16 protein-coding genes are annotated in these 24,731 nt (G+C 68.4%); 9 read left to right on the top strand and 7 right to left on the bottom strand.

The annotated features are described in order from the left end of the window. Positions 1-3: 3 nt before the first annotated feature. Positions 4-1,278, bottom strand: a complete 1,275-nt coding sequence (locus AC3ITM_RS15655; RefSeq protein WP_489266311.1) for a pyridoxal phosphate-dependent aminotransferase — start codon at positions 1,276-1,278, stop codon at positions 4-6. Between the two features lie 185 nt (positions 1,279-1,463). Here AC3ITM_RS15655 and rsgA point away from each other — a divergent pair, with 185 nt between their 5' ends. From rsgA to AC3ITM_RS15640, 3 genes are all read left to right on the top strand, one after another. Beyond that, a complete protein-coding gene (gene rsgA / locus AC3ITM_RS15650) occupies positions 1,464-2,561 on the top strand; it encodes a ribosome small subunit-dependent GTPase A (protein ID WP_489266310.1) in 1,098 nt (365 codons plus the stop codon). A 510-nt stretch (positions 2,562-3,071) separates the two neighbouring features. Continuing rightward, on the top strand, positions 3,072-4,313 hold the full coding sequence (locus tag AC3ITM_RS15645) for a flavohemoglobin expression-modulating QEGLA motif protein (RefSeq protein WP_489270120.1): 1,242 nt from the start codon (positions 3,072-3,074) through the stop codon (positions 4,311-4,313). 139 nt (positions 4,314-4,452) lie between these two features. Next, positions 4,453-6,750, top strand: a complete 2,298-nt coding sequence (locus AC3ITM_RS15640) for a TonB-dependent receptor (protein WP_489266308.1) — start codon at positions 4,453-4,455, stop codon at positions 6,748-6,750. A 963-nt stretch (positions 6,751-7,713) separates the two neighbouring features. Here AC3ITM_RS15640 and phbB read toward each other — a convergent pair. Genes phbB through AC3ITM_RS15625 form a run of 3 tightly spaced genes read right to left on the bottom strand, consistent with a single transcriptional unit; the run spans position 7,714 to position 11,005 of the window. Further along, complete coding sequence (phbB, locus tag AC3ITM_RS15635) at positions 7,714-8,454, bottom strand: acetoacetyl-CoA reductase (RefSeq protein WP_228885442.1); 741 nt, start codon at positions 8,452-8,454, stop codon at positions 7,714-7,716. A 25-nt stretch (positions 8,455-8,479) separates the two neighbouring features. Then, a complete protein-coding gene (locus AC3ITM_RS15630; protein ID WP_489270119.1) occupies positions 8,480-9,808 on the bottom strand; it encodes a CitMHS family transporter in 1,329 nt (442 codons plus the stop codon). A gap of 39 nt (positions 9,809-9,847) precedes the next feature. Further along, a complete protein-coding gene (locus tag AC3ITM_RS15625; RefSeq protein WP_489270118.1) occupies positions 9,848-11,005 on the bottom strand; it encodes an OprO/OprP family phosphate-selective porin in 1,158 nt (385 codons plus the stop codon). Between the two features lie 212 nt (positions 11,006-11,217). Between AC3ITM_RS15625 and AC3ITM_RS15620 the strand changes: the two genes are divergently transcribed. The 4 genes from AC3ITM_RS15620 (at position 11,218) to AC3ITM_RS15605 (ending at position 15,064) form a co-directional block, all read left to right on the top strand. Continuing rightward, positions 11,218-11,913, top strand: a complete 696-nt coding sequence (locus AC3ITM_RS15620; RefSeq protein WP_489266307.1) for a response regulator — start codon at positions 11,218-11,220, stop codon at positions 11,911-11,913. Continuing rightward, positions 11,903-13,285 carry a sensor histidine kinase gene (locus AC3ITM_RS15615; RefSeq protein WP_489266306.1) on the top strand — a complete coding sequence of 461 codons (1,383 nt, stop codon included), beginning with the start codon at positions 11,903-11,905 and terminating at the stop codon, positions 13,283-13,285. The genes AC3ITM_RS15620 and AC3ITM_RS15615 overlap by 11 nt, the downstream gene beginning before the upstream one ends. Further along, a complete protein-coding gene (locus tag AC3ITM_RS15610) occupies positions 13,282-14,334 on the top strand; it encodes an ABC transporter substrate-binding protein (protein ID WP_489266305.1) in 1,053 nt (350 codons plus the stop codon). The genes AC3ITM_RS15615 and AC3ITM_RS15610 overlap by 4 nt, the downstream gene beginning before the upstream one ends. Before the next feature lie 79 nt (positions 14,335-14,413). Further along, a complete protein-coding gene (locus AC3ITM_RS15605) occupies positions 14,414-15,064 on the top strand; it encodes a LuxR C-terminal-related transcriptional regulator (RefSeq protein WP_489266303.1) in 651 nt (216 codons plus the stop codon). Positions 15,065-15,277: 213 nt separating this feature from the next. Here AC3ITM_RS15605 and AC3ITM_RS15600 read toward each other — a convergent pair whose 3' ends face one another. Further along, positions 15,278-17,920, bottom strand: coding sequence for a hybrid sensor histidine kinase/response regulator (locus AC3ITM_RS15600; RefSeq protein WP_489266301.1), 2,643 nt, complete (start codon positions 17,918-17,920; stop codon positions 15,278-15,280). A 59-nt stretch (positions 17,921-17,979) separates the two neighbouring features. Continuing rightward, the gene (locus AC3ITM_RS15595) at positions 17,980-19,146 is read right to left on the bottom strand and encodes an OprO/OprP family phosphate-selective porin (RefSeq protein WP_489266299.1); all 1,167 of its coding nucleotides are present in this window, start codon (positions 19,144-19,146) and stop codon (positions 17,980-17,982) included. Positions 19,147-19,459: 313 nt separating this feature from the next. Between AC3ITM_RS15595 and AC3ITM_RS15590 the strand changes: the two genes are divergently transcribed. Next, the gene (locus AC3ITM_RS15590) at positions 19,460-20,809 is read left to right on the top strand and encodes a dicarboxylate/amino acid:cation symporter (RefSeq protein WP_489266297.1); all 1,350 of its coding nucleotides are present in this window, start codon (positions 19,460-19,462) and stop codon (positions 20,807-20,809) included. A 251-nt stretch (positions 20,810-21,060) separates the two neighbouring features. Continuing rightward, entirely contained in the window at positions 21,061-23,352 is a 2,292-nt protein-coding gene (locus AC3ITM_RS15585) for an NADP-dependent malic enzyme (RefSeq protein WP_489266295.1), read from the top strand. 647 nt (positions 23,353-23,999) lie between these two features. Here the strand turns inward: AC3ITM_RS15585 and AC3ITM_RS15580 are convergent. After that, on the bottom strand, positions 24,000-24,731 hold the full coding sequence (locus tag AC3ITM_RS15580; RefSeq protein WP_489266293.1) for a basic secretory protein-like protein: 732 nt from the start codon (positions 24,729-24,731) through the stop codon (positions 24,000-24,002).

Genomic DNA, 24,731 nt, shown 5'->3' with positions numbered 1-24,731 from the left:
CGCTCAGGCCACCGCGCTGCGCGGCTTCAGCGGTACCACCTTGGTGTTGGCTTCGGCGCGGCGGGCCAGGGCACGGTCGATGCGCGCGAATACATCGGCCATGACCTCCGCTTCGGGCAGCAGGGTCACGCGGAAATGGTGGCGGTAGGGCACGTTGAAGCTGGAGCCGGGCACGACCAGCACGCCTTCTTCGTTCATCAGTTCCAGCGCGAAATCATGGTCGTCGAAGCTGCGTGCGGCCGGCCCGACTACGGCCGGGAACGCGTACAGCGCACCGGCCGGGGCCACCAGCGACAGGTGCTCGCTGGCGTTGCAGGCCTCGATCACCGCCCGGCGGGTTTCATACAGGCGCCCGCCCGGCGCGCACAGCGCCGAGATGGTGTCCGGCCCGTTGACCGCCGCGTCGATGGCGTACTGGCCGGGCACGTTGGCGCACAGCCGCAGCGCACTGAGCAGGTCCATCGCCGCGCGGAACTCGCCCAGCCGCTCGGCCGCGCCGGACAGCATCGCCCAGCCCACCCGCCAGCCGCAGGCGCGGTGCACCTTGCTCAGCCCGCTGAAGGTGATGCACGGGTGCTCGCCGGCCATTGGCGCCACCGGATGGAACTGCGCGTCGTCGTAGAGGATCTGGTCGTAGATCTCATCGACCATCAGCAGCAGGTTGTGGCGGGCGGCGATGGCGACGATGCGCTCCAGCAGTTCGCGCGAGTAGCTGGCGCCGCTGGGGTTGTTGGGGTTGATCAGCACGATCGCGCGGGTGCGCGAGGACACCAGCGATTCGATTTCGACCGGGTCCGGCTGGAAGCCGTTCTCCGGCGCGCAGCGGTAATACACCGGGCGGCCGTCGTTGAGGATGGTCGCCGCCGACCACAGCGGGTAGTCGGGCGAGGGCACCAACACTTCATCGCCGGGGTTGAGCAGGGCGCGCAGCGACAGGTCGATCAACTCGCTGACCCCGTTGCCGACGAATACCCGGTCCGGATGCGCATCGGGCGCGCCACGCCGGGCGTAGGCGGCGGCGATCGCTTCACGTGCCTCCGGCAGGCCCTGCTGGTGGGTATACGGGTCGGTACGCCCCATGTCGTCGGCGATCGCGCGCTGCAGGTGCTCGGGCGCGCGGAAGCCGAAGGCGCCCGGGTTGCCGATGTTCAGCTTGATCAGCTTGCGGCCCTGGGCCTCCAGCTCACGCGCTCGTCGCGCCAGTTCGCCGCGGATCTCGTAGCGGACTTCGGACAGGCGCTCGCGGGTGGCGAGCGGCTTCAGCGGAGGCGTGGACATGAACGGGCCGTCATTCAGGCATGGAAACCGCATGGTAGCGGAATTGTTGCGTTGCGGGGCATCGCTTTCCGGGACCAATTCCCAGCCCTGGCGGGCAGTTGCGGGTGAAAGGGCTGCCGGCTCGCCCCCCGCATGCCAGCGCACCGCAGCGACGGCCGGTCGCCACACCCTCTAGAATGGGTGCGATGAGCGAATCCACTGATTACCTTGCCCTGCAGACCATCGGCTGGCCCTGGCCGGGCGGGCCCGAGCTGCCGGCATGGCAGGCCCTGTTCGAACAGTTCCCGCAGGCGCGTCCTGGCCGGGTGATCGAGCAGCACCGCACCGGGTACATCGTGTCCGATGCGCCCGACGCGGCGATCAAGACCGAATCGCCGCCGGAGTGGCAGCGCCCGCGCTTCCCCAGCCATGAGCGCGCCGCGGTGGGCGACTGGGTGCTGCTGGACGGCATCAAGATCGTCGCGCTGCTGCCGCGGCGGACCGCGATCAAGCGCGGCGCGGCCGGCGAGCATTACCACCAGCAGGTGATCGCGGCCAACATCGATACGGTGTTCATCGTCTGCGGGCTGGATGCGGACTTCAACCCGCGCCGGATCGAACGCTACCTGCTGCTGGTGGGCGGTGGCGGCGCGCAGCCGGTGGTGGTGCTGACCAAGGCCGACCAGACCGAATACAGCCAGGATGCCCTGGATGTGCTGGAAGAACTGGCCGCGCAGGACATCCCGCTGCTGGCGATCAACGGCAAGGACCCGGCCAGCGCCTCGGCGCTGCTGCCGTGGCTGGGCGCCGGCCGCACCGTGGTGCTGGTCGGTTCTTCCGGCGCCGGCAAGTCCACGCTGACCAATACCCTGCTGGGCGAGGAGCGGATGAAGACCGCCGATGTGCGCAGCAACGATTCGCGCGGGCGCCACACCACCACCCACCGCGCGCTGATCCCGCTGCCGGCCGGCGCCTGCCTGATCGATACCCCCGGCATGCGCGAACTCAAGCCGACCGGCGAGGAGGCGCTGAGCGAAGGGGGCTTTTCCGACGTTGAAGCCCTGTCGGCGCAATGCCGCTTCCGCGACTGCGCGCACCAGCGCGAGCCGGGCTGTGCGATCCGTGCGGCGATCGACGATGGCTCGCTGGACGAAGAGCGGTTGTTGAACTACTTCAAGCTCAAGGAAGAAGTGGCCGCCGCAGCCGCCAAGCTGGCCGTGCGCCAGGCCCAGCAGGCGATCGAACGCAAGCATGTGGGCAAGGGCGCGCAGTGGCGGCCGGGCGGCAAGGGTGGGCGGCGCTGATGCGCGCTGATGCGCATTCGCGCATCAGCGCCAATGTTTGCAGGGCAAACATCGGGCCCCGGCTCACCCCCTCCGAATCCCCGCGCCTGTCGGCGCGCCCCCTTTACCAAAGGGGGCTGTTCCTCCATTGGGGTGGATGAGGGGCTGGCGGTATCCCGGTAGATCCTCGCCGCGCCTCATGAACGAGGTTTGCCGATATATTGAGCGCATCGCCACGCGAGGAGGTATCTGAATCCACGGGATACGCGTGGTTGCGTGGATGCTCTCCGTTCTGCGGTCATGAACGCTTGAGCGCAGGCTTCGGCCGGTGATCAGCGCCGATGGGATGCCGGAGGCGTCGTTGCCTCGGCTCCGGACGCCTGTGCCGCGCCGCGCGCGGTTTCCACGCGCGGCGTGGATCTAGCCCCGGTTGCCGATGGCTGCGGTGGCGGTGCGGGGACCTGGGCAGTGATCGACGGCCTGTTCACCGTTTACTGCCGACCCTGCTAATGTCCGCCCATGGACACCCCGATGACCGTGGATGGTGAGGTGGCCCGCCACACCGCGCTCGACGCGCAACTGGTGGAGGCGGTGGCCGGGATCAAGCTGCTGGGCCTGACCAGTTGGCCGGCGGCGCTGCAGGCGCCGTTCCTGGCCAGCGTGGCGCGCGGCCAGCCGGTGCTGCCGCAGGTGGACTATCCCAGGCTGGACTTCGGCGATACCCGCCGTGCGCTGGCCGCGATCAGCGCCCGCTGCGATCCGGACCATCCGATCGGCCTGTACGTGCAGCGTTCGGCGCATAGCTGGGACCTGGCCGCAGGCCTGCTTGAATCGCTCGGCACCGCCGCGGTCGACCGCTATTCGGTGCAACTGTTCGGCGCGCCCGAAGACCCGCTGCCGGGCAACGGCCCCAGCACCCGTGAGGCCGCCCGCCACTTCATCCAGATCGCGCAGGAACTGGACCACGAACTGCTGGCGCCGGAAGAACAGGTGCCGGTCTCGGCCACCGCGCTGCAGCTGCAGCTGCAGGGCGACCTGGATGCGTTCTTCGAATCGCGCATCATCAGCGTGCAGCTGGACCCGGAGCTGATCTCCAAGGCCGCCGCCGGCCCGACCCGGATCCGCCTGCGCACCAGTGCGCGCTTCAGTGCCTACGACCGGGCGCAGTTGTTCCACCACGAGGCCTTGGTGCACTCGCTGACCGCGCTCAATGGCCGCGAGCAGCCGCACCTGCCCAGCCTGGCGCTGTCCTCGCCGCGGGTCACCGCCACCCAGGAAGGGCTGGCCACCTTCGCCGAGCAGATCACCGGCAGCATCGACATCGAACGGCTCAAGCGCATCAGCCTGCGCACCGAAGCGATCGCGATGGCGCGCGAAGGCGCCGACTTCATCGCCGTGTTCCGCTACTTCTGCGCGGCCGGGCAGAGCAACGAAGAGAGCTTCGCCTCGGCCCAGCGCGTGTTCCGCGGGGTGCCGCCCGGCGGCGGCGCGGCCTTCACCAAGGACACCGTGTACCTGCGCGGGCTGGTCTCGGTGCACACCTTCTTCCGCCACATGCTGGCCGAAGACCGCCTGCAGGTCTGCCGCTGGCTGTTCGCCGGCAAGATGTCGCTGACCGATGCGATCGCCTTCGCCCCGCTGTTCGAAGAGGGCATCCTGCGCCCGCCGCGCTGGTTGCCGCACTGGGTCAGCCGCGCCAATGGCCTGGCCGGCATGCTGGCGTTTTCGCTGTTCGCCAACCGCATCCGCATGGACCAGCTGGCCGCCGAATAACGCAGCGGCGCCTGTTCCATGCACTGCGTCGCATTTCGTCGGCCGCGCGCGCCACCGTCAAAATGCTTTCATGTTCCGCTCGCATGATGGTCATGTCCCTGCATTGCGCAGGTCATCACCCCCCATGCAACGGATCACCATGCTTACCCGACCCCTGACCATCGCCGTGGCGCTTGCGCTGTGCGCCGCCCACGCCCACGCCCACGCCGCCGATGCAGATGCCAACGGCGAAGCCAATGCCGCGCCCAGCGCGCAGACCCTGGACACCGTGTCGGTGATCGGCCAGGGCGAAACCCGCCAGGTGCAGCGCATCACCGCGGTCGACAAGGAAGTGCTGCCGCCGGGCACCAGTGGCCAGAAGATCCTTGATCGGCTGCCTGGCGTGTCGGTGCAGTCCAACGATGCCTTCGGGGCCAACGAGGAATCGCAGAGCATCAGCCTGCGCGGCTTCGACAAGAGCCGCCTGGGCTATACGCTGGACGGCATTCCGCTGGGCGACAACAGCTACGGCAACTACAACGGCCTGAGCATCGCCCGCGCGCTGATCGCCGAGAACCTGGCCGGCGCCGAACTGTCGCAGGGCATCGGTTCGCTGGGGGTGGCCTCCACCAGCAACCTGGGCGGCACCATCCAGTATTTCTCGCAGGACCCGTCCACCGAGTTCGGCGGCCGTGCCAGCGTCACCGTCGGCGACGACAACCAGCGCCGCGGCTACCTGCGCGTGGATACCGGCGACCTCAACGGCTTCTCGGCGTATGTGTCCGGCGTGCACCAGGACTCGGACATGTGGGCCGCGCCCTACCAGAACCAGACCACCCGCCAGTTCAACGCCAAGGCCGTGTGGAACGTGGGCGACCACCGTTTCGGCGCGTTCGCCGCCACCTCGCGGGTGAGCCAGGCCAACTACGCCTACCTGTCCAAGAGCATGCTCGACCGTGGCCTGGGCTACGACTGGAACATCTACGCACCCGATTGGGACCGCGCCGTGGCCGCCGCCTACTGCGCGCCCGGCACCTACAATGCGCAGAAGTGCGCGTTCAGCGGCGGCGTCAACAGCATCGACGATGCGTACTACCAGAGCCGCGCGCTGCGCGATGACAACCTGTACGCGCTGGATGCCGACCTGGCGCTGGGCGACAACGTGCGGCTGAAACTGCTGGGCTACCACCACGAAAACCGCGGCCAGGGCCACTGGTGGGCGCCGGGCCAGCCGTCCAACCCGGGTACCCCGCAGGCGCTGCCGATCTCCATCCGCAGCAGCAACTACACCATCAACCGCCAGGGCATCACCGCCGCACTGAGCTGGCAATGGGGCATACACGCGCTGGAAGCGGGCCTGTGGTACGAGCGCAACGACCACAACATCGAGCGCAACTTCTATTACATCACCGGCCCGTTCCTCGACGACGGCTACCTGAACCATCCCGACCGCCGCCTGTTCGACCAGGACTTCGACATCCGCACGCGCCAGTTCTACGTGCAGGACCGCATGCGCTTCCTCGACGACCGCCTCACCGTGGATGTGGGCATCAAGAGCCCGAACACGCGCATGACCGCCACCGCCAGGCCGGGTACCGAAGCCAGCTATGCGTCGGGCACGCTGACGGCCAAGAAATCGGTGTTGCCGCAGGCCGGCATCGGTTTCAAGCTGACCCCGAACCAGGAGCTGTTCGCTTCCTACTCGGAGAACATCGCCGCCTTCGTCGGCGGTGGCAGCGGCGGCCCGCTGCAGGTCTCGCCGGAATCGTTCGCGGCCAGCGCCGGGCTGGAGCCGGAGAAGTCCAGGACCCTGGAAGCCGGCTTCCGTACCTTCGGCGAGAAATACCAGGCCTCCATCGCCGCCTACAACGTGGTGTTCGACAACCGCCTGCTGTCGCTCAATCCATGCACCAGCATCGAAGTGGGCACGCGCCCGGAGTGCATTACCCGTTTCATCAACGTCGGCTCGGTCAAAAGCCGCGGCGCAGAGCTGACCTTCATCCTCAAGCCGGTCGACGGCCTGCAGTGGTACAACGCGCTGTCCTGGAACAAGACCACCTACGAGGACGACTACATCTCCGGCGGCGCGGTCGTCCCGGTGGCCGGCAAGATCACCGTGGATACGCCGCAGCGCATGGCCTCCAGCGAAATCAGCTGGAACCGCGACGGGTTCTTCGCCAGCCTGCGCGCCAAGTACACCGGCAAGCGTTACTACACCTATACCAACGACCAGTCGGTGCCGGGCGTGACCACCTTCGATGCGGGCGCCGGCTATTCGTTCGGGCCGGGATTGGGGCTGCGCGATATCAAGGTCTCGCTCAATGCGACCAACCTGACCAACAAGCGCTACGCGGGCCAGTTGAGCGCATTCGCCCCGACCGATCCGACCGGGACGCGCTACGCGATCCACGCCAGCGCGCCGCGGCAGATCTTCATGACGGTGGCGGCGGAGTTCTGAGGCGCTTTGCGCGGTTGCCGCCGCGCACCGACCGGGTCGGCAGGCATGGGAAGGCGTAGGCCCGAGCCGTGCTCGGACAACGTGATGCCGAGACGAAGCGTGTCCGACCACGGGTCGGACCTACCCCGATAGGGTTGTCAGGAACTGGGGCTGTCAGCCCCACACATAGGCAAGAACAAAAAAAAGGTTCTTCGCCCATGTCCGGGGCTACCGCCCAAAGGCTATGGCATTGCAGGAAAGCAGGTAGTGCCGACCGCTGGCCGGATGCCGTTGCTGTGTTGCCGCTTCGCGGTTAGCTTCAAAAGCGTTTCGTGCCCCTTCGGGGCGCGAGTCACTTTCTTGCTCGTGCAAGAAAGTAACCAAAGAACACGCCCCCGTCCGCTCGCCGCCGGGCGTTGCCCGTCGGTGCCCTGCGCTTCTCGCGTCATCGGGGGACGGCGCGGAACTCGCTGCGCTCAGACACCCGCGCCTCTTCGCCCCCGATGCCGCTGCGATGCTCGGCTCGCTTCAAGGGGGAGGTAGATCAAGATCAACAGCAGCAACAGCAACAGCAACAGCAATCTACCAATGGTCGGATTCATGCTGCCCATTCGCCTGCCATCCGCAGGTAGTTCCGACCCGTGGTCGGATGCCGTTCCTTGGGCGTGGCGCTACCAGAGCGTGGCTCGGACCTATGCTTTCCCATGCGCACCGGCCATGTGTGGAGGGTTGGCGTGGGTGGGTTGGCGGGACTGTCGAAAACATGGATGTTTTCGCCAAGCCCCCAGGGATGGGTTCACGGCGTGTCCCGCCAACCCACCCGCGCCAGCCCAATCAGCGCATACGTCGGCACTGCTTTTGATCTAACCCTGCAGTTCGCAGCTGACTTCCCGTAAATCGGTGAAGAACCAAAAAGGCCGCGGCGCATCAGCACCGCGGCGCACCTCGTGGGGGAGGTCCCGCATCACGTGGATGCGTTGAAGCTCAGAACATGTGCAAGCCGCCGTTCACCGCATAGTCCGCGCCGGTCACATACGCGGCATCATCCGAGGCCAGCCAGGCGCAGAGGCTGGCCACTTCCTCCGGCTTGCCCAGGCGGCGCAGCGGTACCGAGCCGGCCAGCCGGTCCAGCACGTCCGGCGGGAAGCTGCTGATCGACTGGCTGGCGATATAGCCCGGCGAAATGGTGTTGACGGTGACCCCGCGCGCGGCCACCTCGTTGGCCAGCGCGCGGCTGAAGCCGTGCATGGCCGCCTTGGCGGTGGCGAAGTTGACCTGGCCGATCTGGCCCTTGTGCGCGCTGACCGAGCCGATGTTGACGATCCGGCCCCAGCCGCGCGTGCTCATGCCGTCGATCACCTGCTTGGTGATGTTGAACAGCGCATGCAGGTTCGAGCCCATCACCGCGTTCCAGTCGTCCTGGCTCATCTGCCGGAACAGCACGTCGCGGCTGCCGCCGGCGTTGTTGACCAGCACGTCGATCTCACCGACCTCGGCCTTGACCTTGGTGAAGGCGGCCACGCTGGAATGCCAGTCGCCGGCATTGCCTTCGGACGCGATGAAGTCGAAGCCCAGCTCGCGCTGCTCGCGCAGCCAGCCGGCCTTGCGCGGCGAGTTGGGCGCGCAGCCGGCGACCACGGTATGGCCGTTGCGGGCCAGTTTCTGGCAGATGGCAGTGCCGACACTGCCCATACCGCTGGTGACGTAGGCGATGCGAAGAGTCATTGCAGAACGCTCCTTGGTAATCCGATCAGGCGGCCAGCGGGTACAGGCCGAACAACAGGCTGCCGACCATCAGCAGCAGGGAAATGGCCACGGCCCACTTCAGGGTGAACTTCTGGTGGTCGGCGAACTCGACCTTGGCCAGGCCCACCAGCAGGTAGGTGGACGGCACCAGCGGGCTGAGCAGGTGCACCGGTTGCCCGGCCAGCGAGGCGCGGGCCATTTCCACCGGGGTGATGCCGTAGTTGCCGGCCGCCTCGGACAGGATCGGCAGCACGCCGAAGTAGAACGCGTCGTTGGACATGAAGAAGGTGAATGGCATCGAGGCGATCGCGGTGATCACCGCCAGGTACGGGCCCCAGCTGTCGGGGATGATCGCCAGGAAGCTGTGCGACATCGCCTCGACCATGCCGGTGTTGTTGAGGATGCCGGTGAAGATGCCTGCGGCGAAGATCAGCGCCACCACCGACAATACGTTGCCGGCGTGGTTGACCACGCGGCGGCGCTGCTCGGCCAGGTTCGGGTAGTTGATCACCAGGGCGATGGCGAAGCCGACCATGAACAGCACCGGCATCGGCAGCACGCCGAGGATCAGCGCGGTCATCAGCGCCACGGTCAGGGCCAGGTTCACCCACAGCAGCCTGGGCCGCTTGGTGTCCTCGGCGTCTTCCACGGTGGGCAGCGCATTGCCGTCGTCGGAGACGCTGCTGTCCATCCAGCTGCCGCCCTGTGGCAGGCTCACCACGCCCAGCCGGCGGCGTTCCTTCAGGCCCAGGTACCAGGCCAGCAGCAGCACGCCGGCGCAGGCCAGCACCATCGACGGAATCAGCGGCACGAACACGTCGGCCGGGTCCACGTGCAGCGCGGTGGCCGCGCGCGCGGTCGGGCCGCCCCACGGGGTGAGGTTCATCACCCCGCCGGCGAGGATGGTCACGCAGGTCATGTTCAGTGCGTTCATGCCCAGCCGCTGGTACAGCGGCAGCATCGCCGACACGGTGATCATGTAGGTGGTCGAGCCGTCGCCGTCGAGCGAGATCAGCATCGCCAGGATGGCGGTGCCGAGCACGATCTTCATCGGGTCGCCCTTGACGAAGCGCAGGATGATCCGCACCAGCGGATCGAACAGGCCCGCATCGATCATCACCCCGAAGTACAGGATGGCGAACATCAGCATCACGCCGGTGGGCGCGATCTTCTTGATGCCTTCCAGCATCATCTCGTCGATGTCCGCGCCGAAGCCGCCGAGCAGGGCGAACACGATCGGGATGGTGATCAGGGCGACCAGCGGCGACAGCCGCTTGCTCATGATCAAGTACATGAATGTAATGACCATGCCAAAGCCGAGGATGCTCAGCATCATCTGCAGACTCCTGGAGGGGTAGACGGAAGGAAGGGCTTAGAAGTCGAACTGCAGGCGGCCGGTCACCGCGCGGGTGCGGTCCACGCTGGCATCGGCCAGGCGGTCGCGGTTGTGGCTTTGGATCAGGTTGAGCATCAGGCGCAGGTTCGGGCGCATGTACCAGTTACCGCCCAGGGTCCAGGCGCTGGTCTGCGCATCGCGCAGGTCCGGCGCGCCGACCAGGTGCTGGTCGCCACGCATCTGGTCGTAGCGCAACGCCAGTTCGAACGCGCCGGCCTTGTGCTGCAGGTCCTTGACCCGCGCAAAGCGACCGGTCTTGCGGTCGTAGGCGCGCGATTCGCCGGTGACGAACCAGCTGAGCATGCCGTAGCCGGCCAGCACCTTGCCGCGCTGGCTGCCATCGTCGAACGTGGCCCCGCTGAATTCGCCCTGCCAGGACAGTGGGCCGCGCACCTGCGCGTATTCCAGCGACCACTTGTTGACGTCGGTATCGCGGCCGGCCGAGAAGTCGACCAGGGTCAGCCGGCTGTTGTCGGACAGGTGGCCGGCCGGGCGCGGGCGGATCTTCAGGCCCGGTACGCCGTTGGCACCGGGGTTGTCGTAGCGCTCGTGGGCCAGCGACAGGCCCAGGTGCAGCACCTCCCCGGCGGTGGCGCCCGGTGCCCAGGTGACCCGGCCACCGGCGGCGCGGCCCTTGACCTGCCAGGCGTCGATGCTTTCCAGGCTGTAGGCGCTGGCCGCCCAGGTCATGTCGCCGCGGGCGGCCTGCCAGGAGGCGCCCAGGCGGTACAGCGGGGCCAGCGTGGTGCCGGCATTGCCGCGCTCCAGGAAGCTGCCGTAGTTGGAGCTGGTGCGGTCATCCAGCGAGAAGAACTGCTTGAACTGGCCCACGGTGAGCTTGCCGGCGTCGCCGAAGCTGCGGCTGACATAGACGTCCTTGGCTTCGACGTGGTCGCCGGAGAAATCGGCTTCCAGCTTGTAGTCGACCGCGAAGAACCTGCCGGACACATCGACCCAGGCGCGGCGGACCTCGGTGTCGTCCTTGTTGGGAGTGCCGCGGCGGTCGTTGTCGAAGTCGGCGAAATCCAGGTGCAGGCGGCCGCCCAGGGTGGCGGTGACCGGACGATCGTCGTCGCTGCCCTCGGCGGCCCACAGCGGGGCGGTCAGCGAGAGCAGCGCGCAGGCGGCCGGCATGCGCCAGCGCAGTGAGTTCAGTTCCACGGACCCTCCCAGGTACACGGTTGTTCGATGGTGTGGCACGGGCGCCGGCAGCAGGCCGCGCGGCGATGGCGCAGCCTAGTGCGGGCAAGCTGTCATCCACCTGTCAGCGCCTGTTGCAGCGCAGCGCGGCCCACACCGCCGGCCGCACGCGCTAGGATTTGTGCACCGTTCCCGATTCCTGGCCGATGCGCATCCTGCTGGTGGAAGACAACCCGGACCTGGCCGACGCCATCGTCCGCCGCATGCGCCGCAGCGGCCATGCGGTGGACTGGCAGCGCGATGGCCTGGCCGCGGCCAGCGTGCTGCGCTACCAGGGCTTCGACCTGGTGGTGCTGGACATCGGCCTGCCCGGGCTGGACGGGCTGCGGGTACTGGCCGGCATGCGCGAGCGCGGCGACAGCACCCCGGTGCTGATGCTGACCGCACGCGACGGCATCGAAGACCGCGTGCAGGCGCTGGACGTGGGTGCCGACGATTACCTGGGCAAGCCGTTCGACTTCCGCGAACTGGAGGCGCGCTGCCGGGTGCTGCTGCGGCGCGCCCGCGGCCAGGCCAGCGACGTGGTGCAGATCGGTGCCTTCCAGTTCGACAATGCCTCGCACCGGGTCAGCCTGGACGGCCAGCCGATCGAACTGCCCAACCGCGAATTCCGCCTGCTGGAAATCCTGATGGGGCGGATCGGCCAGGTGGTCGGCAAGGACGAGATCGGCAACGGCCTGTTCGGCTTCGACGACGAGGCCGGCCCCAATGCGATCGAGCTGTACGTGGGCCGGTTGCGCCGCAAGCTGGCCGACGCGCCGCTGCGCATCGTCACCGTGCGCGGCAGCGGCTACCTGCTCGAGGCGGTGGCTGCCGGCACCGATACCCGCGATGGCGCCTGAGCTGCACCGACGCTGGTCGATCCGGCATACGCTGTGGCTGTACCTGGGCGGGCTGATGGCCTTGTTCGCGGTGGCGCTGCTGTTCGGTGCGCGCGATTACGGCCAGCGCGCGGCCAACCGCTCCTTCGACCACCTGCTGGTGTCCTCGGCGTTGTCGATCATCGATTCGGTGGCGCTGGTGGAGGCGCAGTGGCAGGTCGACCTGCCGTATGCAGCGCTGGACCTGCTGGCGATGGCGCCAGAAGACCGGGTGTTCTACCGCGTCTGGGATGCGCGCAACCAGACCGTGACCGGCTACGCCGACCTGCCGGCGCCGCCGCATGCGCCCAGCGACCGCCCGCAGCTGTTCGATGCGCCCTACAGCGGCGAGACCGTGCGCTTTGTGGTGGTGTCGCGCCGGATCTCCTCGCCATCGGCGCAGGGCGAGGTGCGCGTGCAGGTCGGCCAGACCCGGCGCGCACGCCAGGCCCTGGCCCAGGACATGGTGACCCGTGCCCTGGCGGCGATCGCGGTGCTGTCGCTGTTGTCGCTGGCGCTGGTCGGGTTCGGCGTGCACCGCGCGCTGCGCCCGCTGGTGCGGATGGAGCGCGAGTTGGCGCGGCGCGAACCGTCGGACCTGAAGCCGCTGGATGCGGCGGTGCCGCGCGAGATGGACAAGATGGTCGGCGCGTTGAACCACTTCATGGGCCGGCTGTCCAGCAGCAACGAAACCCTGCGCGCGTTCATGGGCGATGCCGCGCACCAGATGCGCACGCCACTGGCCGCGCTGCGCGCGCAGGCGCAGCTGGCGCTGGACGAGGAAGACCCGCAGGAGATGCGGCGCAGCCTGGAGGCGATCGAGCGCAACGCCACCCATATGAGCCGCCTGCTCAACCAGCTGCTCAGCGATGCCAGCGTGATCCACCGCGCCAATCTGCGCCACTTCGTGGCTGTGGACCTGGCCGAGACCGTGCACCAGGCCCTGCACGATGCGTTGCCGCAGGCATCGCCTGCACCCCGGGTGCAGCTGGCGATGAGCGCGCAGGCGGCCTGGGTGCGGGGCGATGCGCTGCTGCTGCGCGAGGCGATCAAGAACCTGGTCGACAACGCGGTCAAGTATGGCGGCGGCGGTGCGCTGCAGGTCGCGCTGACCGAGGACGCACGGCACTGGGTATTGACCATCGCCGACCATGGCCCGGGGATTGCCGCGGCCGACGCCGAACGGGTATTCGAACGCTTCGCGCGCGGCGAGGGCGCCGCCGCCGGCGGGGCCGGGCTGGGCCTGGCGATCGTCAAGCGGGTGGTCGACAGCCATGGCGGCCGCATCGACCTGGCCAACCGCGTCGACGGTGGCTTGGTCGCCACCCTCCACCTGCCGAGGATGCACCCATGAGAGTTCTGTTGGCGCTGATGCTGCTGGCCGCCAGTACCGCCGCGGCGGCCGCGCCCGGCGACGTGCAGCGGTTCCCGGCCAAGGGCCCGGCGCTGGCGCAGCTGCGCATCCACGGCTCGACCGACATCGAGGTGTTCGCCACGGTGATCGCCGATTACCAGCGCCTGCACCCGGGCACCGAGATCCTCTATGAGGATGTGATCACCCAGGACATCTACGCGCGCTACCTGCGCGACCGCGGCGGCGCGCAGGCGCCGGACATGCTGATCAGCAGCGGCATGGACCTGCAGACCCGGCTGGTCAACGACGGCCATGCGCTGGCGCACCGCTCGGCGCAGACCGACGCGCTGCCGGCGTGGGCGCAGTGGCGGCACGAGGCGTTCGGGATCAGCTACGAGCCGGTGGCGATGGTCTACAACACCCGCACGCTGCCGGCCGCACGGGTGCCGCGCACCCGCCGGCAGCTGCTGGAACTGCTGCGCGCCGCCGACGCACCGTTGCGGGGCAAGGTGGGCACCTACGATGTGGAGCGCAGCAGCGTGGGCTACCTGCTGGCCACCCAGGACGGCCAGCGCGGCAGCATGGCCGGCGCGTTGCTGGGCGCGCTGGGCGACAACCGGGTGCAGCTGGAGGAGCGCACCGGGGTGTTGCTGGACCGGGTCAGCAGCGGCGAGTTGTCGCTGGTCTACAACGTGCTGGGCTCCTATGCGCAGGCGCGCATCGACGCCGGCGCGCCGCTGGGCATCGTCGAGCCGGAAGACTACACGCTGGTGGTGCTGCGCACCGCGGTGATCCCGCGCAGCAGCCGGCACCCGTTGGAAGCGCGCCGTTTCCTGGATTACCTGCTGTCGCCACGCGGCCAGCAGGTGCTCTCGCGCGAGGCGCGGCTGATGCCGATCCTGCCGGCGCAGGGCCAGCAGCGCGGGCGTTCGCCCGAGCGCAGCTACCGGCCGATCCAGCTGGGGCCGGGGCTGCTGGTCTACCTGGACGGGCTGAAGCGGCGCCAGTTCCTGGAGGCGTGGCGCGGCAGCATGCGGCAGGGCCGGTGATGACGGCCAGCAGCTGGCGGCCCTGTTGCCCGCGCCGGTAATGACGGCCGTTGGCCGTCAACCTCACTACAATGACGGCATGAGTGAGCTGAGTATCCTGATTGCCGACGACCACCCGCTGCTGCGCGCGGCCGTGGTGCATTCGCTGCGTCAGGCCATGCCGCAGGTGCGGGTGGTCGAGGTGGCCAGCGCATCGGCGCTGGAGGCGGCGCTGGGCCAGCAGCCGGACATCGAACTGGTGCTGCTGGACCTGACCATGCCGGGCGCCCGCGGTTTCTCCGCGCTGCTGCACGTGCGTGGCGCGCATCCGGATATTCCGGTGGTGGTGGTTTCCTCCAACGACCATCCGCGGGTAATCCGCCGTGCCCAGCAGTTCGGCGCGGCCGGTTTCATCCCCAAGTCGGCCCCGGCCGAGGCCATCGGCCAGGCGGTGGCCGCGGTGCTGGACGGCGGGGTGTGGTTCCCGGCGATGGCCGCCGAGCGTTCCGAGTCCGATGCCCTGCTGGCCGCGCGCCTGGCCCAATTGACCCCGCAGCAGTTCCGCGTGCTGCTGTGCCTGGCCGATGGCCTGCTCAACAAGCAGATCGCCTACGAGCTGGGGCTGGCCGAAAACACGGTGAAGGTGCATGTCACCGCGATTCTGAAGAAGCTTCAATGCCACAGCCGCACCCAGGCGGCGGTGCTGGTCAAGGCGCTGGAACCGGAAGGGGATGCCGGCGCGGGGTTGTAGCCGATACGGCCGCCATCGGCAGCCGCGTCGACGCTGCGGTGAACGCCATGCTGCGGTGAACGCCATGCCTCCGTCGCGCCGATCACCGCAGCGTGCAGTCGACCGGGGTGCGACCCTACCGGGGATCATGCCGTCGTCACTGCTACGTGCCGTCGACCGGGGTACGACCCCGCCGGGGCGGATCAGGTTGCTGTCCGAAGCGGTTTGCGGCGGCTAGCCTTGATGCCGTACCAGAAGCTGCGTCATCAACGCGCGCAGTGCCGGCGGGCGTACCGGCTTGGTCAGGAAACCCCAACCCTTTTCCACCGCGTCGGCTTTCAACGCATCGTCGCGCTCGGCGGTGACCAGGATCACCGGGGGGCGCGCCTGCCACAGGTCGCACAGCTGTTGGTACAGCGCCGGGCCGTGCCATTGGCCCATCCGCACGTCCAGAAGCAGCAACTGCGGTACGTTGAAGGTCGAGGCGATTTCCAGTGCGGCCTGCGGTCCATCGGCCAGTTCCACCGTGCAGCCCCAGCGTTCGAGCAGGGCGCGGGTGGCGCTGCATACGCGCGGGTCATCGTCGATGCACCACACCCGGCATTGCCGCAGCGGGCCATCGCCCTCGTCGGCAGCGACTGCCGGGGCAGGGGCCAGGGCAGGTATCGCGGCGGCCTCGCCCAACGGCACGCTCACCGCGAACACGCTGCCGCGGCCCAGGGTGGAGCGCAGGCGGATCGGGTGGCCGAGCAGGCGCCCGATCCGCTCCACGATCGCCAGCCCCAACCCGGCGCCGCGCTCCTGGTCGACGCCATCGTCGAGCCGGCGGAATTCCTCGAAGATTTCCTGCTGCAGGCTGTCGGGAATACCCGGGCCCTGGTCGTGTACTTCGATGCGCAGCTGCCCGGCGTGGCGCCGGCAGCCGATCAGCACGCGGCCGCGCGGGGTATAGCGCAGCGCGTTGGACAGGAAGTTCTGCAGGATCCGGCGCAGCAGAGCCTCATCGCTGACCACCACCGCGCGCGTGTCCACCCAGTGCAGCTGCAGGCCGCGGCTGTCGGCGGCGATGCCGAACTCGCGGGCCAGGGTTTCCAGCAGCGGCGACAGCGGAAATGCACGGACCTGGGTCTGCAGCGCGCCCGATTCCAGCCGCGAGATGTCCAGCAGGCTGGTCAGGATGGCGTCCTGCGCGGCCAGCGCGGCGTCCACATGCCCGCTCAGTTCGCGCGGCTCGCCCTGCAGCTTGCCGCGCAGCACCGACACGAACATGCGCGCGGCATTCAACGGCTGCAGCAGATCGTGCACCGCCGAGGCGACGAAGCGGCTCTTGTAGCGGTTGGCCCGTTCGGCCTCGCGGCGGGCCTCGTCCAGGTCGCGGGTGCGTTCGGCCACGCGGTGTTCGAGCGCATCGGCCAGTGAGCGCAGCTCGCGTGCGGTGTTCTTGTAACTGGTGATGTCGGCATAGCTGGTGACAAAGCCGCCGTCGGGCAGCGGGTTGCCGCGGATCTCCAGTACGGTGCCGTCGTCCTTTTCGCTCTCGCGCATATGCGGGCGACCGCTGCGCAGATGGTTCAGGCGGCGCTCGATCGCCTCGTCGATCGGCCCGGGGCCGAGCAGGCCGCGGCGGGCGTTGTAGCGGAAGATCTCCTCGATCGGACGGCCGACCCGGATCAGCCCGGTGGGGAACTTGAACAGCTCCAGGTAACGCGCATTCCAGGCCACCAGCTTCTGCTCGTTGTCGATCACCACCACGCCCTGCGGCAGGTGCGCCAGGCTGCGGCTGAGGCCGCTGTCGGCCTGCTGGGCGGCCTGCAGCACGCCGTCCTGGGCGGTGCGCAGTTCTTCGGCGTGCTGGGCCAGCACGCTTTCCAGTTCGCGCCGGCTGCGTTGGCGGTGCGCGGCCAGGCGCCGCCGCTGCTGGATGAACAGCACCAGGAAGCCCAGCGCCAGCCACGCCGCCGCGCCGCCGATCGCCGCGCTGCGCCCGGCACTGGTGGCCGCACCGGCGTCGTGCAGCAGGTGCAGGTTCCAGTGTTCCTCGGGCAGGGCCAGGCTCTGCCAGAGCATGCGCTGCGGCAACGCCGGGTCGAGCAGCCGCACCATGCGGCCGCCGTCGTCGAGTACATCCTCGGTACGCACCCGCAGCGGTTGCAGCGAGCGGTCGGCGTATTGCCGCGCATCGAGCATCTCGCGGCGTTCGCTGGCGCCCAGCGGGCGCAGCAGGCGGTAACGCCAGGCATCGCGGTTGGCCAGGAACACCACATCGTGTTCGTCGCTGGCCAGCACCACGTCCGGGCTGGTCAGCCATTCCTGTTCCAGCGCGGCCAGTTCGATCTTGATCACCACCACGCCGATGCGCCGGCCGCGTTCCTCGATCGCCTGGGACAGGAAATAGCCGGGCACCCCGGTGGTCATGCCGATGCCGTAGAAGCGGCCGCGGCCGCTGGCAATGGCCTGGCGGTAGTAGGGGCGGTAGCTGTAATCCTCGCCGACATTGCTGCCCGGCTGGTCCCAGTTGCTGGCTGCCACTGCTACCCCGTCGCGGCCGACCAGGGTGAGGGTGGAGGCCCGCGTGACCTGGTTGGCCTGCTGCAGTTTCAGGTTCAGGCGCTGCCGCCCGGCCGCATCGGGCACCTGCAGCAGTGCCTGGCGCAGGTCCGGGTCCAGGGCCAGCACCTGCGGCAGGGTGCCGAAGCGGTCCACCCGCTGCTGCAGGCCCTGGCCGTATGCCTGCAGCTGGCGCTGCACCTGGCCGCTTTCGGCGGCCAGTGCGCGCCGCCATGCGTAGTGTCCGGCGGCGGCCGCGCACAGCACGGTACCGCCGACCATCAACAACAGGGTCAGCAGCAGCGTGCGGTGGCGGCCGAGCCAGTACATGGCGGCAGTCTACGGTCGTGCGGCGGGCAGGGGGTGCATGCCCGCCGCCACGGTGCCGATCAGAAGTGCATCTGCGCGCGCAGCTCGAAGATTTCCGGCTGGCTGCGCACGCCGCGGCGGCTGGCGTCGACCTTGACGTAGTTGGCCTGGAACTTGAAGTGGCTGGTCAGGTACCAGTTGGCGCCGATGCTCCAGTCGTGCTGGCGGCCGCCGAGCACGTCGGCATCGTCCAGGTCCAGGCGGCTGTAACGGGCCACCAGTTCCACCGCGCCATAGTCGTGGGCCGGCTTGACGTTGGCCACCGCACCGCCGCTGTAGCCGCGCGATTCGCCGGTCAGCACCCAGCTGGCCATCGCGTACTGGCCGGCACCGGTGAAGTCCGGCTTGCCTTCACGGCTGACCGTGGCCTGCAGGGCTTCGCCCTGCAGCGAGAACGGGCCCTTGATCCAGACCGCTTCCACGCCGCTGCGCATGATCTTGTCGGCCGGGGCCAGCGCCCCGGAATCGACCAGGCGCAGGTCGGTCAGGCCGGCTTCGGGGCGCGCGCGCAGGCGCGCGCTGGCGGCGCGGTGCACGTCGCGGCCGTCGCGGTAGCCGCGCGGGTTTTCCTGCGACAGGGCCAGGCCCAGGTGCAGCACATCGCCGTCGGCCTTGACCGGGGTCCATACCGCACGCACGGCCTGGGTGGTGCCGGGGTTGTCGCCCTGCAGGTCCTTGCCGCCGTATGCGCCGGCCTGCAGCAGGTAGCGCGGGCGTTCCAGCACCCAGTCCACGCCGGTGCGGCGGCCTTCGTAGATGGCCTGGACCGGCAGCGCGAACTCCATGAAGCTGCCGGCGCGCGAGCTGGTCACCGCATCCAGGCCGACCGGGGTCTTCATGTAGCCGAAGCGGAACTTGCCGACGTCGCGGCCGAACAGCGCCTTGCTTTCCAGGCGGACGTAGACGTCCAGCCAGGTGTCGGCCTGGAAATCGTAGTAGACCATCGCGTCATACACGCCCTTCTTCTTCAGGGTCGCGCCGAATTCCTTGCGGCGCACCGCGTCGGCATCGTCGATGCCGCTGCCGCCGGAAAAATCGTTGAGGTCGTAGGCGATGTTGGCGGTGGCGGCCAGTTCGGTGCCGTCGCTGAAGGCGACCTTGGTCGGCCAGTTGTCGAAGTCGGCGGCCGAAGCCAGCAGGGGGGTTGCGGCCAGGCACAGGGCCAGCAGGGTCGGGGTCGGGCGCATGGAAGTGCAGCTCTCTATTTGAGACGGGGACAGGACAACAACGGCCGCCGCGCCGGAAACTGTTGCCCGGCCGTCGGCGCGCGGTCACTTGCCGCCGTGGGGGAGGGCGGTGTGGGGCGCAGTGTAGGCACCGGGCGCCGCCTGAACCGGGGGGCTAGTACCAATAGGTTATCTGCGTTGCGGTGTCCGGCGCGTACAAATGCGTCCATCCACCGCACCCCCCCCGCCAACACCGGGCTGCGGCGTTCCCCACGGAACCGGCCCGGCGCAGTCTGCGGGCCGGACGCGTCAATACCGTCATCCGGAGTCCGCCATGCACATTCCCGCCACCGCCCCGCTTGCGGCCACGCCGCTGCCGTTCTACCGCCAGCTGTACTTCCAGGTCGTAGTGGCGATCGTGCTGGGCGCCATCCTCGGCCACTTCGAGCCGGCTTTCGCCGAATCGCTCAAGCCGCTGGGCGATGCCTTCATCAAGCTGGTGAAGATGATCATCGCCCCGGTGATCTTCCTGACCATCGTCACCGGCATCGCCGGCATGACCCAGCTGCGCACCGTGGGCCGGGTATTCGCCAAATCGATGGCCTATTTCCTGTTCTTCTCCACCCTGGCCCTGATCGTGGGCATGGTGGTGGCGCACGTGGTGCAGCCCGGCGCCGGGATGAACATCAACCCGGCCGACCTGGACCAGACCGCGGTCCACAGCTACGTGGAGAAGTCGCACGAGCTGACCCTGACCGGCTTTGCGATGGACATCATCCCGGCCACCCTGGTCAGCGCCTTCGTCGACGGCAACATCCTGCAGGTGCTGTTCGTGGCGGTGCTGTTCGGCGTGGCCCTGGCCCTGACCGGCGACAAGGGCCGGCCGGTACTGACCTTGCTGGAGGCGCTGACCGCGCCGGTGTTCCGCCTGGTGCACATCCTGATGAAGGCCGCCCCGATCGGCGCCTTCGGCGCCATCGCCTTCACCATCGGCAAGTACGGGGTCGGCTCGCTGGTCAACCTGGCCTGGCTGGTGGGCTCGTTCTACCTCACCGCGTTCCTGTTCGTGGCGGTGATCCTGGGCGTGGTCTGCCGGCTGTGCGGGTTCTCGGTGTTCAAGCTGGCCCGTTACCTCAAGGCCGAGCTGCTGCTGGTGCTGGGCACCTCTTCCTCCGAATCGGCGCTGCCCTCGCTGATGGAGAAGATGGAACGCGCCGGCTGCGCCAAGTCGGTGGTGGGCCTGGTGGTGCCCACCGGCTACTCGTTCAACCTGGACGGCACCAACATCTACATGACCCTGGCGGCGCTGTTCATCGCCCAGGCCACCAATACCGAGCTGACCCTGGGCCACCAGATCGCGCTGCTGCTGGTGGCCATGCTCAGTTCCAAGGGCGCTGCCGGCGTGACCGGTGCCGGCTTCATCACCCTGGCCGCCACCCTGGCGGTGGTCCCGGAAGTGCCGGTGGCCGGCATGGCGCTGATCCTGGGCGTGGACCGTTTCATGAGCGAATGCCGGTCGCTGACCAACTTCATCGGCAATGCGGTGGCCACCGTGGTGGTGTCGCGCTGGGAAGGCGCGCTGGACCGCGACCGCCTGGCCCTGGCGCTGGATGGCCGCGAGGCCGAACTGCCCGCACCGACCACCGCCGACCTGCCGCCGCCTCTGCCTGCCCCGGCCCACTGAGCCGCCGCCCGCTTGTGTGTGTGTTGCAGGGCCTGCTCCCTCCCCCTGGAGCGCAGGCCCTGCTTTTTTTCACCCGCCCGCCCGGCGATGATGCGGCCTGTCATCGGGAGCGGCCACGCTGGCCGCATACGCTGCCGAACGGCTGGAGTATGTGCGGTTGCAGCATGGCCGCGACAGCGTAGCGACAGGTCCACCCACGCCAACGGGGGTATGATCCCCTGTTCCTCTCGCCCATTCATCTGCAGAAAGCGATGTCCAACGAAGATTTCAAACAGGCCGCCCTCGATTACCACCGCATGTCGCCGCCGGGCAAGATCCGCGTCGCCGCGACCAAGCCGATGCTGACCCAGCGCGATCTGTCGTTGGCGTATTCGCCGGGCGTGGCACACGCCTGCGAAGCGATCATGGCCGACCCGCAGCAGGCCAGCGAACTGACCGCACGCGGCAACCTGGTCGCGGTGATCTCCAACGGCACCGCGGTGCTCGGCCTGGGCAATATCGGCCCGCTGGCCGGCAAGCCGGTGATGGAAGGCAAGGGCGTGCTGTTCCAGAAGTTCGCCGGCATCGATGTGTTCGACATCGAGATCGACGAGAACGACCCGGACAAGCTGGTCGACATCATCGCCTCGCTGGAGCCGACCTTCGGTGGCATCAACCTGGAAGACATCAAGGCGCCGGAGTGCTTCATCGTCGAGCGCAAGCTGCGCGAGCGGATGAACATCCCAGTGTTCCATGACGACCAGCACGGCACCGCGATCATCGTCGGCGCCGCGGTGCTCAATGCCATGGTGGTCACCGGCAAGCGCATCGAGGACATCAAGCTGGCCACCACCGGCATGGGCGCGGCGGGTATTTCCTGCGTCAACATGCTGGTTTCGCTGGGCCTGAAGAAAGAGAACATCCTGGCCTTCGACCGCGACGGGGTGATCCATACCGGCCGCACCGACCTGGATCCGGAAAAGGCGCGTTACGCACGCGACACCGACAAGCGCACGCTGGCCGAAATCGTCGAGGGCGCCGATATCTTCCTGGGCCTGTCGGCGCCGGGCATCCTCACCGCGGACATGGTCAAGACCATGGCCAAGGACCCGGTGATCTTCGCCCTGGCCAACCCCACCCCGGAGATCATGCCGGAGCTGGCCCGTTCGGTGCGCCCGGACGCGCTGATCGGCACCGGCCGTTCGGACTACCCGAACCAGATCAACAACGTGCTGTGCTTCCCGTACCTGTTCCGCGGTGCGCTGGACGTGGGCGCCACCGCGATCAACGAAGAAATGAAGATCGCCTGCGTGCACGCGATCGCCGCCATGGCACGCCGCGAGGCCAGCGACCTGGGCTCGGCCTATGGCGATGAAACCCCCAGCTTCGGCCGCGATTACCTGATCCCGCGTCCGTTCGACCGCCGCCTGCTGGTGGAGCTGTCGGCCGCCGTGGCGCAGGCCGCGATGGATTCGGGCGTTGCGACCCGCCCGGTGGCCGACATGGGCGCCTACCGCGAGAAGCTGGCCCAGTTCGTCTACCGCACCAGCCTGATGATGAAGCCGGTGTACGACCGCGCGCGTTCGGACAAGCAGCGCGTGGTGTATGCCGAAGGCGAAGAGGAAGTGGTGCTGCGCGCGGTGCAGAACGTGGTCGACGAGGGCCTGGCCCTGCCGATCCTGATCGGCCGCCCGGACGTGATCGAATCGCGCATCGAGCGCCTGGGCCTGCGCATGCAGGCCGGTGTCGATTTCGACATCACCAACATCAACGACGATCCGCGCTTCAACGAGTACTGGCAGTACTACCACAACCTCACCGGCCGCCGCGGCGTGACCGTGGCCGCGGCCAAGAACCTGATGCGCTCGCGGCCGACGCTGATCGCCGCGGTGATGGTGGCCCGTGGCGAAGCCGATGCGATGCTGACCGGGGTGGTCGGCCGCTTCCACAAGAAGCTGGGCTACGTGCGCAGCGTGCTGCCGCTGGAAGCGAAGGTGACCTCGACCTCGGCGATGACCGGGGTGATCAACCAGCAGGGCGTGTTCTTCTTCGTGGACACCCACGTGCAGGAAGACCCGACCGCCGAGCAGATCTGCGAAGCCACCCTGCAGGCGGCCTACCGCATGAAGCTGTTCGGGATCGAGCCGAAGGTGGCGCTGCTGTCGCACTCCAACTTCGGCAGCCACGATTCCCGTGACGCGCTGAAGATGCGTACCGTGCGCAGCCTGCTGCTCAAGCGCAACCCGCGCCTGAACGTGGACGGCGAAATGCAGGGCGACACCGCCTGGGACGAAGCCCTGCGCCACAAGCTGCTGCCCGACAGCACCCTGAAGGGCCGCGCCAACCTGTTCGTGCTGCCCAACCTGGAAGCGGCCAACATCGCCTACAACCTGGTGCGGGTGTTCACCGATGGCGTGGCGATCGGCCCGATCTTGATGGGCGTGGCCAAGCCGGTGCATATCCTGACCACCAGCGCCACCTCGCGCCGCGTGCTCAACATGACCGCAATCGCCGCGGTGGATGCGCAGATCCGCAAGCAACTGGAGGCGGAGAAGAACGCCTAAGGCGTTCTTTCCACCGCCAGTTGCCAGAACGCGCCCCTCGGGCGCGTTTTGGTTTCGCGAAGCGAAACACCGATCGGGTAGCTACCGACCGTTGGTCGGTAGATCCACGCCATGCGTGGATGCTTTCGCCCGGCGGCCATGCACCCCGCAGGCGGTCTTCTGCCTGGTTTCAACCTCGGCCAGAACCCGCCCCGCGTTGATGCCGGGAGCCTGGAGGCTTGTGCCGCGCTTCGCGTGGTCTCCACGCATGGCGTGGATCTACGCCGATTGCTACGTCGCCGCTCAATACTCCGGTAGCCCCTCCGTCACCACCCTGCAACCTGCCAAAGGCTCAATACCCCCACGCGGCCCGGCCGCGGCGGTGGGCCACTGGCTCCCGCCGCCCTGGGCCCGACCAGACCCCCCAATGGCCAGCCCCGGAGCGATGTCATGCGCACTCGAGCGACGAAACGCTATTTCCAGCAGTTGTTCGCGCTGTACGCCGGCCTGGTCGGCGCGCGCTGAGCCAGCGTACCGACCCGCAACGCCGTACCGACCAACGGTCGGTACCTACCACCCCGATAAATGAACCCGGTAGTGCCGGCCGCTGGCCGGCTCCTCCGCACGCTTGATCGCAAGGCAGGGCGCCACGGCAGGCGCCGGCCGCATCAACGCGCCTGCACGTAGGCCGCCCACAACGCCGGCAACGCCAGCCCGGTGCGGGCCTGCCACAGCGCCGGCGTATAGCGTCCCTCGCGCAACGCGCCATCCAGCGCTTTCACCAATCCCGGATGCCGCGCCTGGCTCCACTTCAGGAATGCACCGGTGACCCGGTAGCCGCTGTCGAAGTTCTGTCCGTCCTTCACCGTCGTCGGCAACGCCCAGCCAGCGGCCGCATTTTCCCGGCCGTAGCGATCACGGGCGTAGTCGGCAATGCCTTCCACCAGCCATCCCGGCACGCGTTCATTGGCGTATTCGGGGTAGCCCTGCACGATGTGCATGGCCTCGTGGGTGACCAGGTCGACGTCGTCGGGGTGCTTGGCCAGCCAGGCCGGATTGATGGTGATGGTGGCCGCGCCCTTGCCTTCGCCGACGAAGGCGATGCCGTCGTAGCCCGGGTCGATCACGATCCGCACCTGCGACGGCGCACCGGGATGGAAGTCGGCGCGCTCGCGCACATACGCGGCAAAGAACGTGTCGATGATGCGCGTGCGCATCGGGGCGGCCAGCGCATCGGCCGGATCGCTGTAGGCCAGCGTCACCCCCTCACGCTGCTGGTTCGCCTGGAACGCAGCAGCATCGAACGCCACCAACGCCCCCAACAACGCGGTAGCGCCGGCCGCTGGCCGGCTCCCGACGATCCAGGCCGCAGTCCGCTTCAGAAAACCACTCATGCCCAT

It is taken from the genome of Stenotrophomonas sp. KH_029 (assembly GCF_057839765.1).
The sequence above is the reverse complement of the archived record's forward strand: the minus strand, read 5'-3'. Positions and strand labels throughout refer to the sequence as shown.

Coding starts and splice junctions, on each gene's coding strand:
- AC3ITM_RS15640 (WP_489266308.1), top strand. CDS start 4,453: ATGCTTACCCGACCCCTGACCATCGCCGTGGCGCTTGCGCTGTGCGCC.
- AC3ITM_RS15615 (WP_489266306.1), top strand. CDS start 11,903: ATGGCGCCTGAGCTGCACCGACGCTGGTCGATCCGGCATACGCTGTGG.
- phbB (WP_228885442.1), bottom strand. CDS start 8,454: ATGACTCTTCGCATCGCCTACGTCACCAGCGGTATGGGCAGTGTCGGC.
- AC3ITM_RS15590 (WP_489266297.1), top strand. CDS start 19,460: ATGCACATTCCCGCCACCGCCCCGCTTGCGGCCACGCCGCTGCCGTTC.
- AC3ITM_RS15600 (WP_489266301.1), bottom strand. CDS start 17,920: ATGTACTGGCTCGGCCGCCACCGCACGCTGCTGCTGACCCTGTTGTTG.
- AC3ITM_RS15655 (WP_489266311.1), bottom strand. CDS start 1,278: ATGTCCACGCCTCCGCTGAAGCCGCTCGCCACCCGCGAGCGCCTGTCC.
- AC3ITM_RS15620 (WP_489266307.1), top strand. CDS start 11,218: ATGCGCATCCTGCTGGTGGAAGACAACCCGGACCTGGCCGACGCCATC.
- AC3ITM_RS15645 (WP_489270120.1), top strand. CDS start 3,072: ATGACCGTGGATGGTGAGGTGGCCCGCCACACCGCGCTCGACGCGCAA.
- AC3ITM_RS15585 (WP_489266295.1), top strand. CDS start 21,061: ATGTCCAACGAAGATTTCAAACAGGCCGCCCTCGATTACCACCGCATG.
- AC3ITM_RS15610 (WP_489266305.1), top strand. CDS start 13,282: ATGAGAGTTCTGTTGGCGCTGATGCTGCTGGCCGCCAGTACCGCCGCG.
- AC3ITM_RS15625 (WP_489270118.1), bottom strand. CDS start 11,005: ATGCCGGCCGCCTGCGCGCTGCTCTCGCTGACCGCCCCGCTGTGGGCC.
- AC3ITM_RS15630 (WP_489270119.1), bottom strand. CDS start 9,808: ATGCTGAGCATCCTCGGCTTTGGCATGGTCATTACATTCATGTACTTG.
- rsgA (WP_489266310.1), top strand. CDS start 1,464: ATGAGCGAATCCACTGATTACCTTGCCCTGCAGACCATCGGCTGGCCC.
- AC3ITM_RS15595 (WP_489266299.1), bottom strand. CDS start 19,146: ATGCGCCCGACCCCGACCCTGCTGGCCCTGTGCCTGGCCGCAACCCCC.
- AC3ITM_RS15605 (WP_489266303.1), top strand. CDS start 14,414: ATGAGTGAGCTGAGTATCCTGATTGCCGACGACCACCCGCTGCTGCGC.
- AC3ITM_RS15580 (WP_489266293.1), bottom strand. CDS start 24,731: ATGGGCATGAGTGGTTTTCTGAAGCGGACTGCGGCCTGGATCGTCGGG.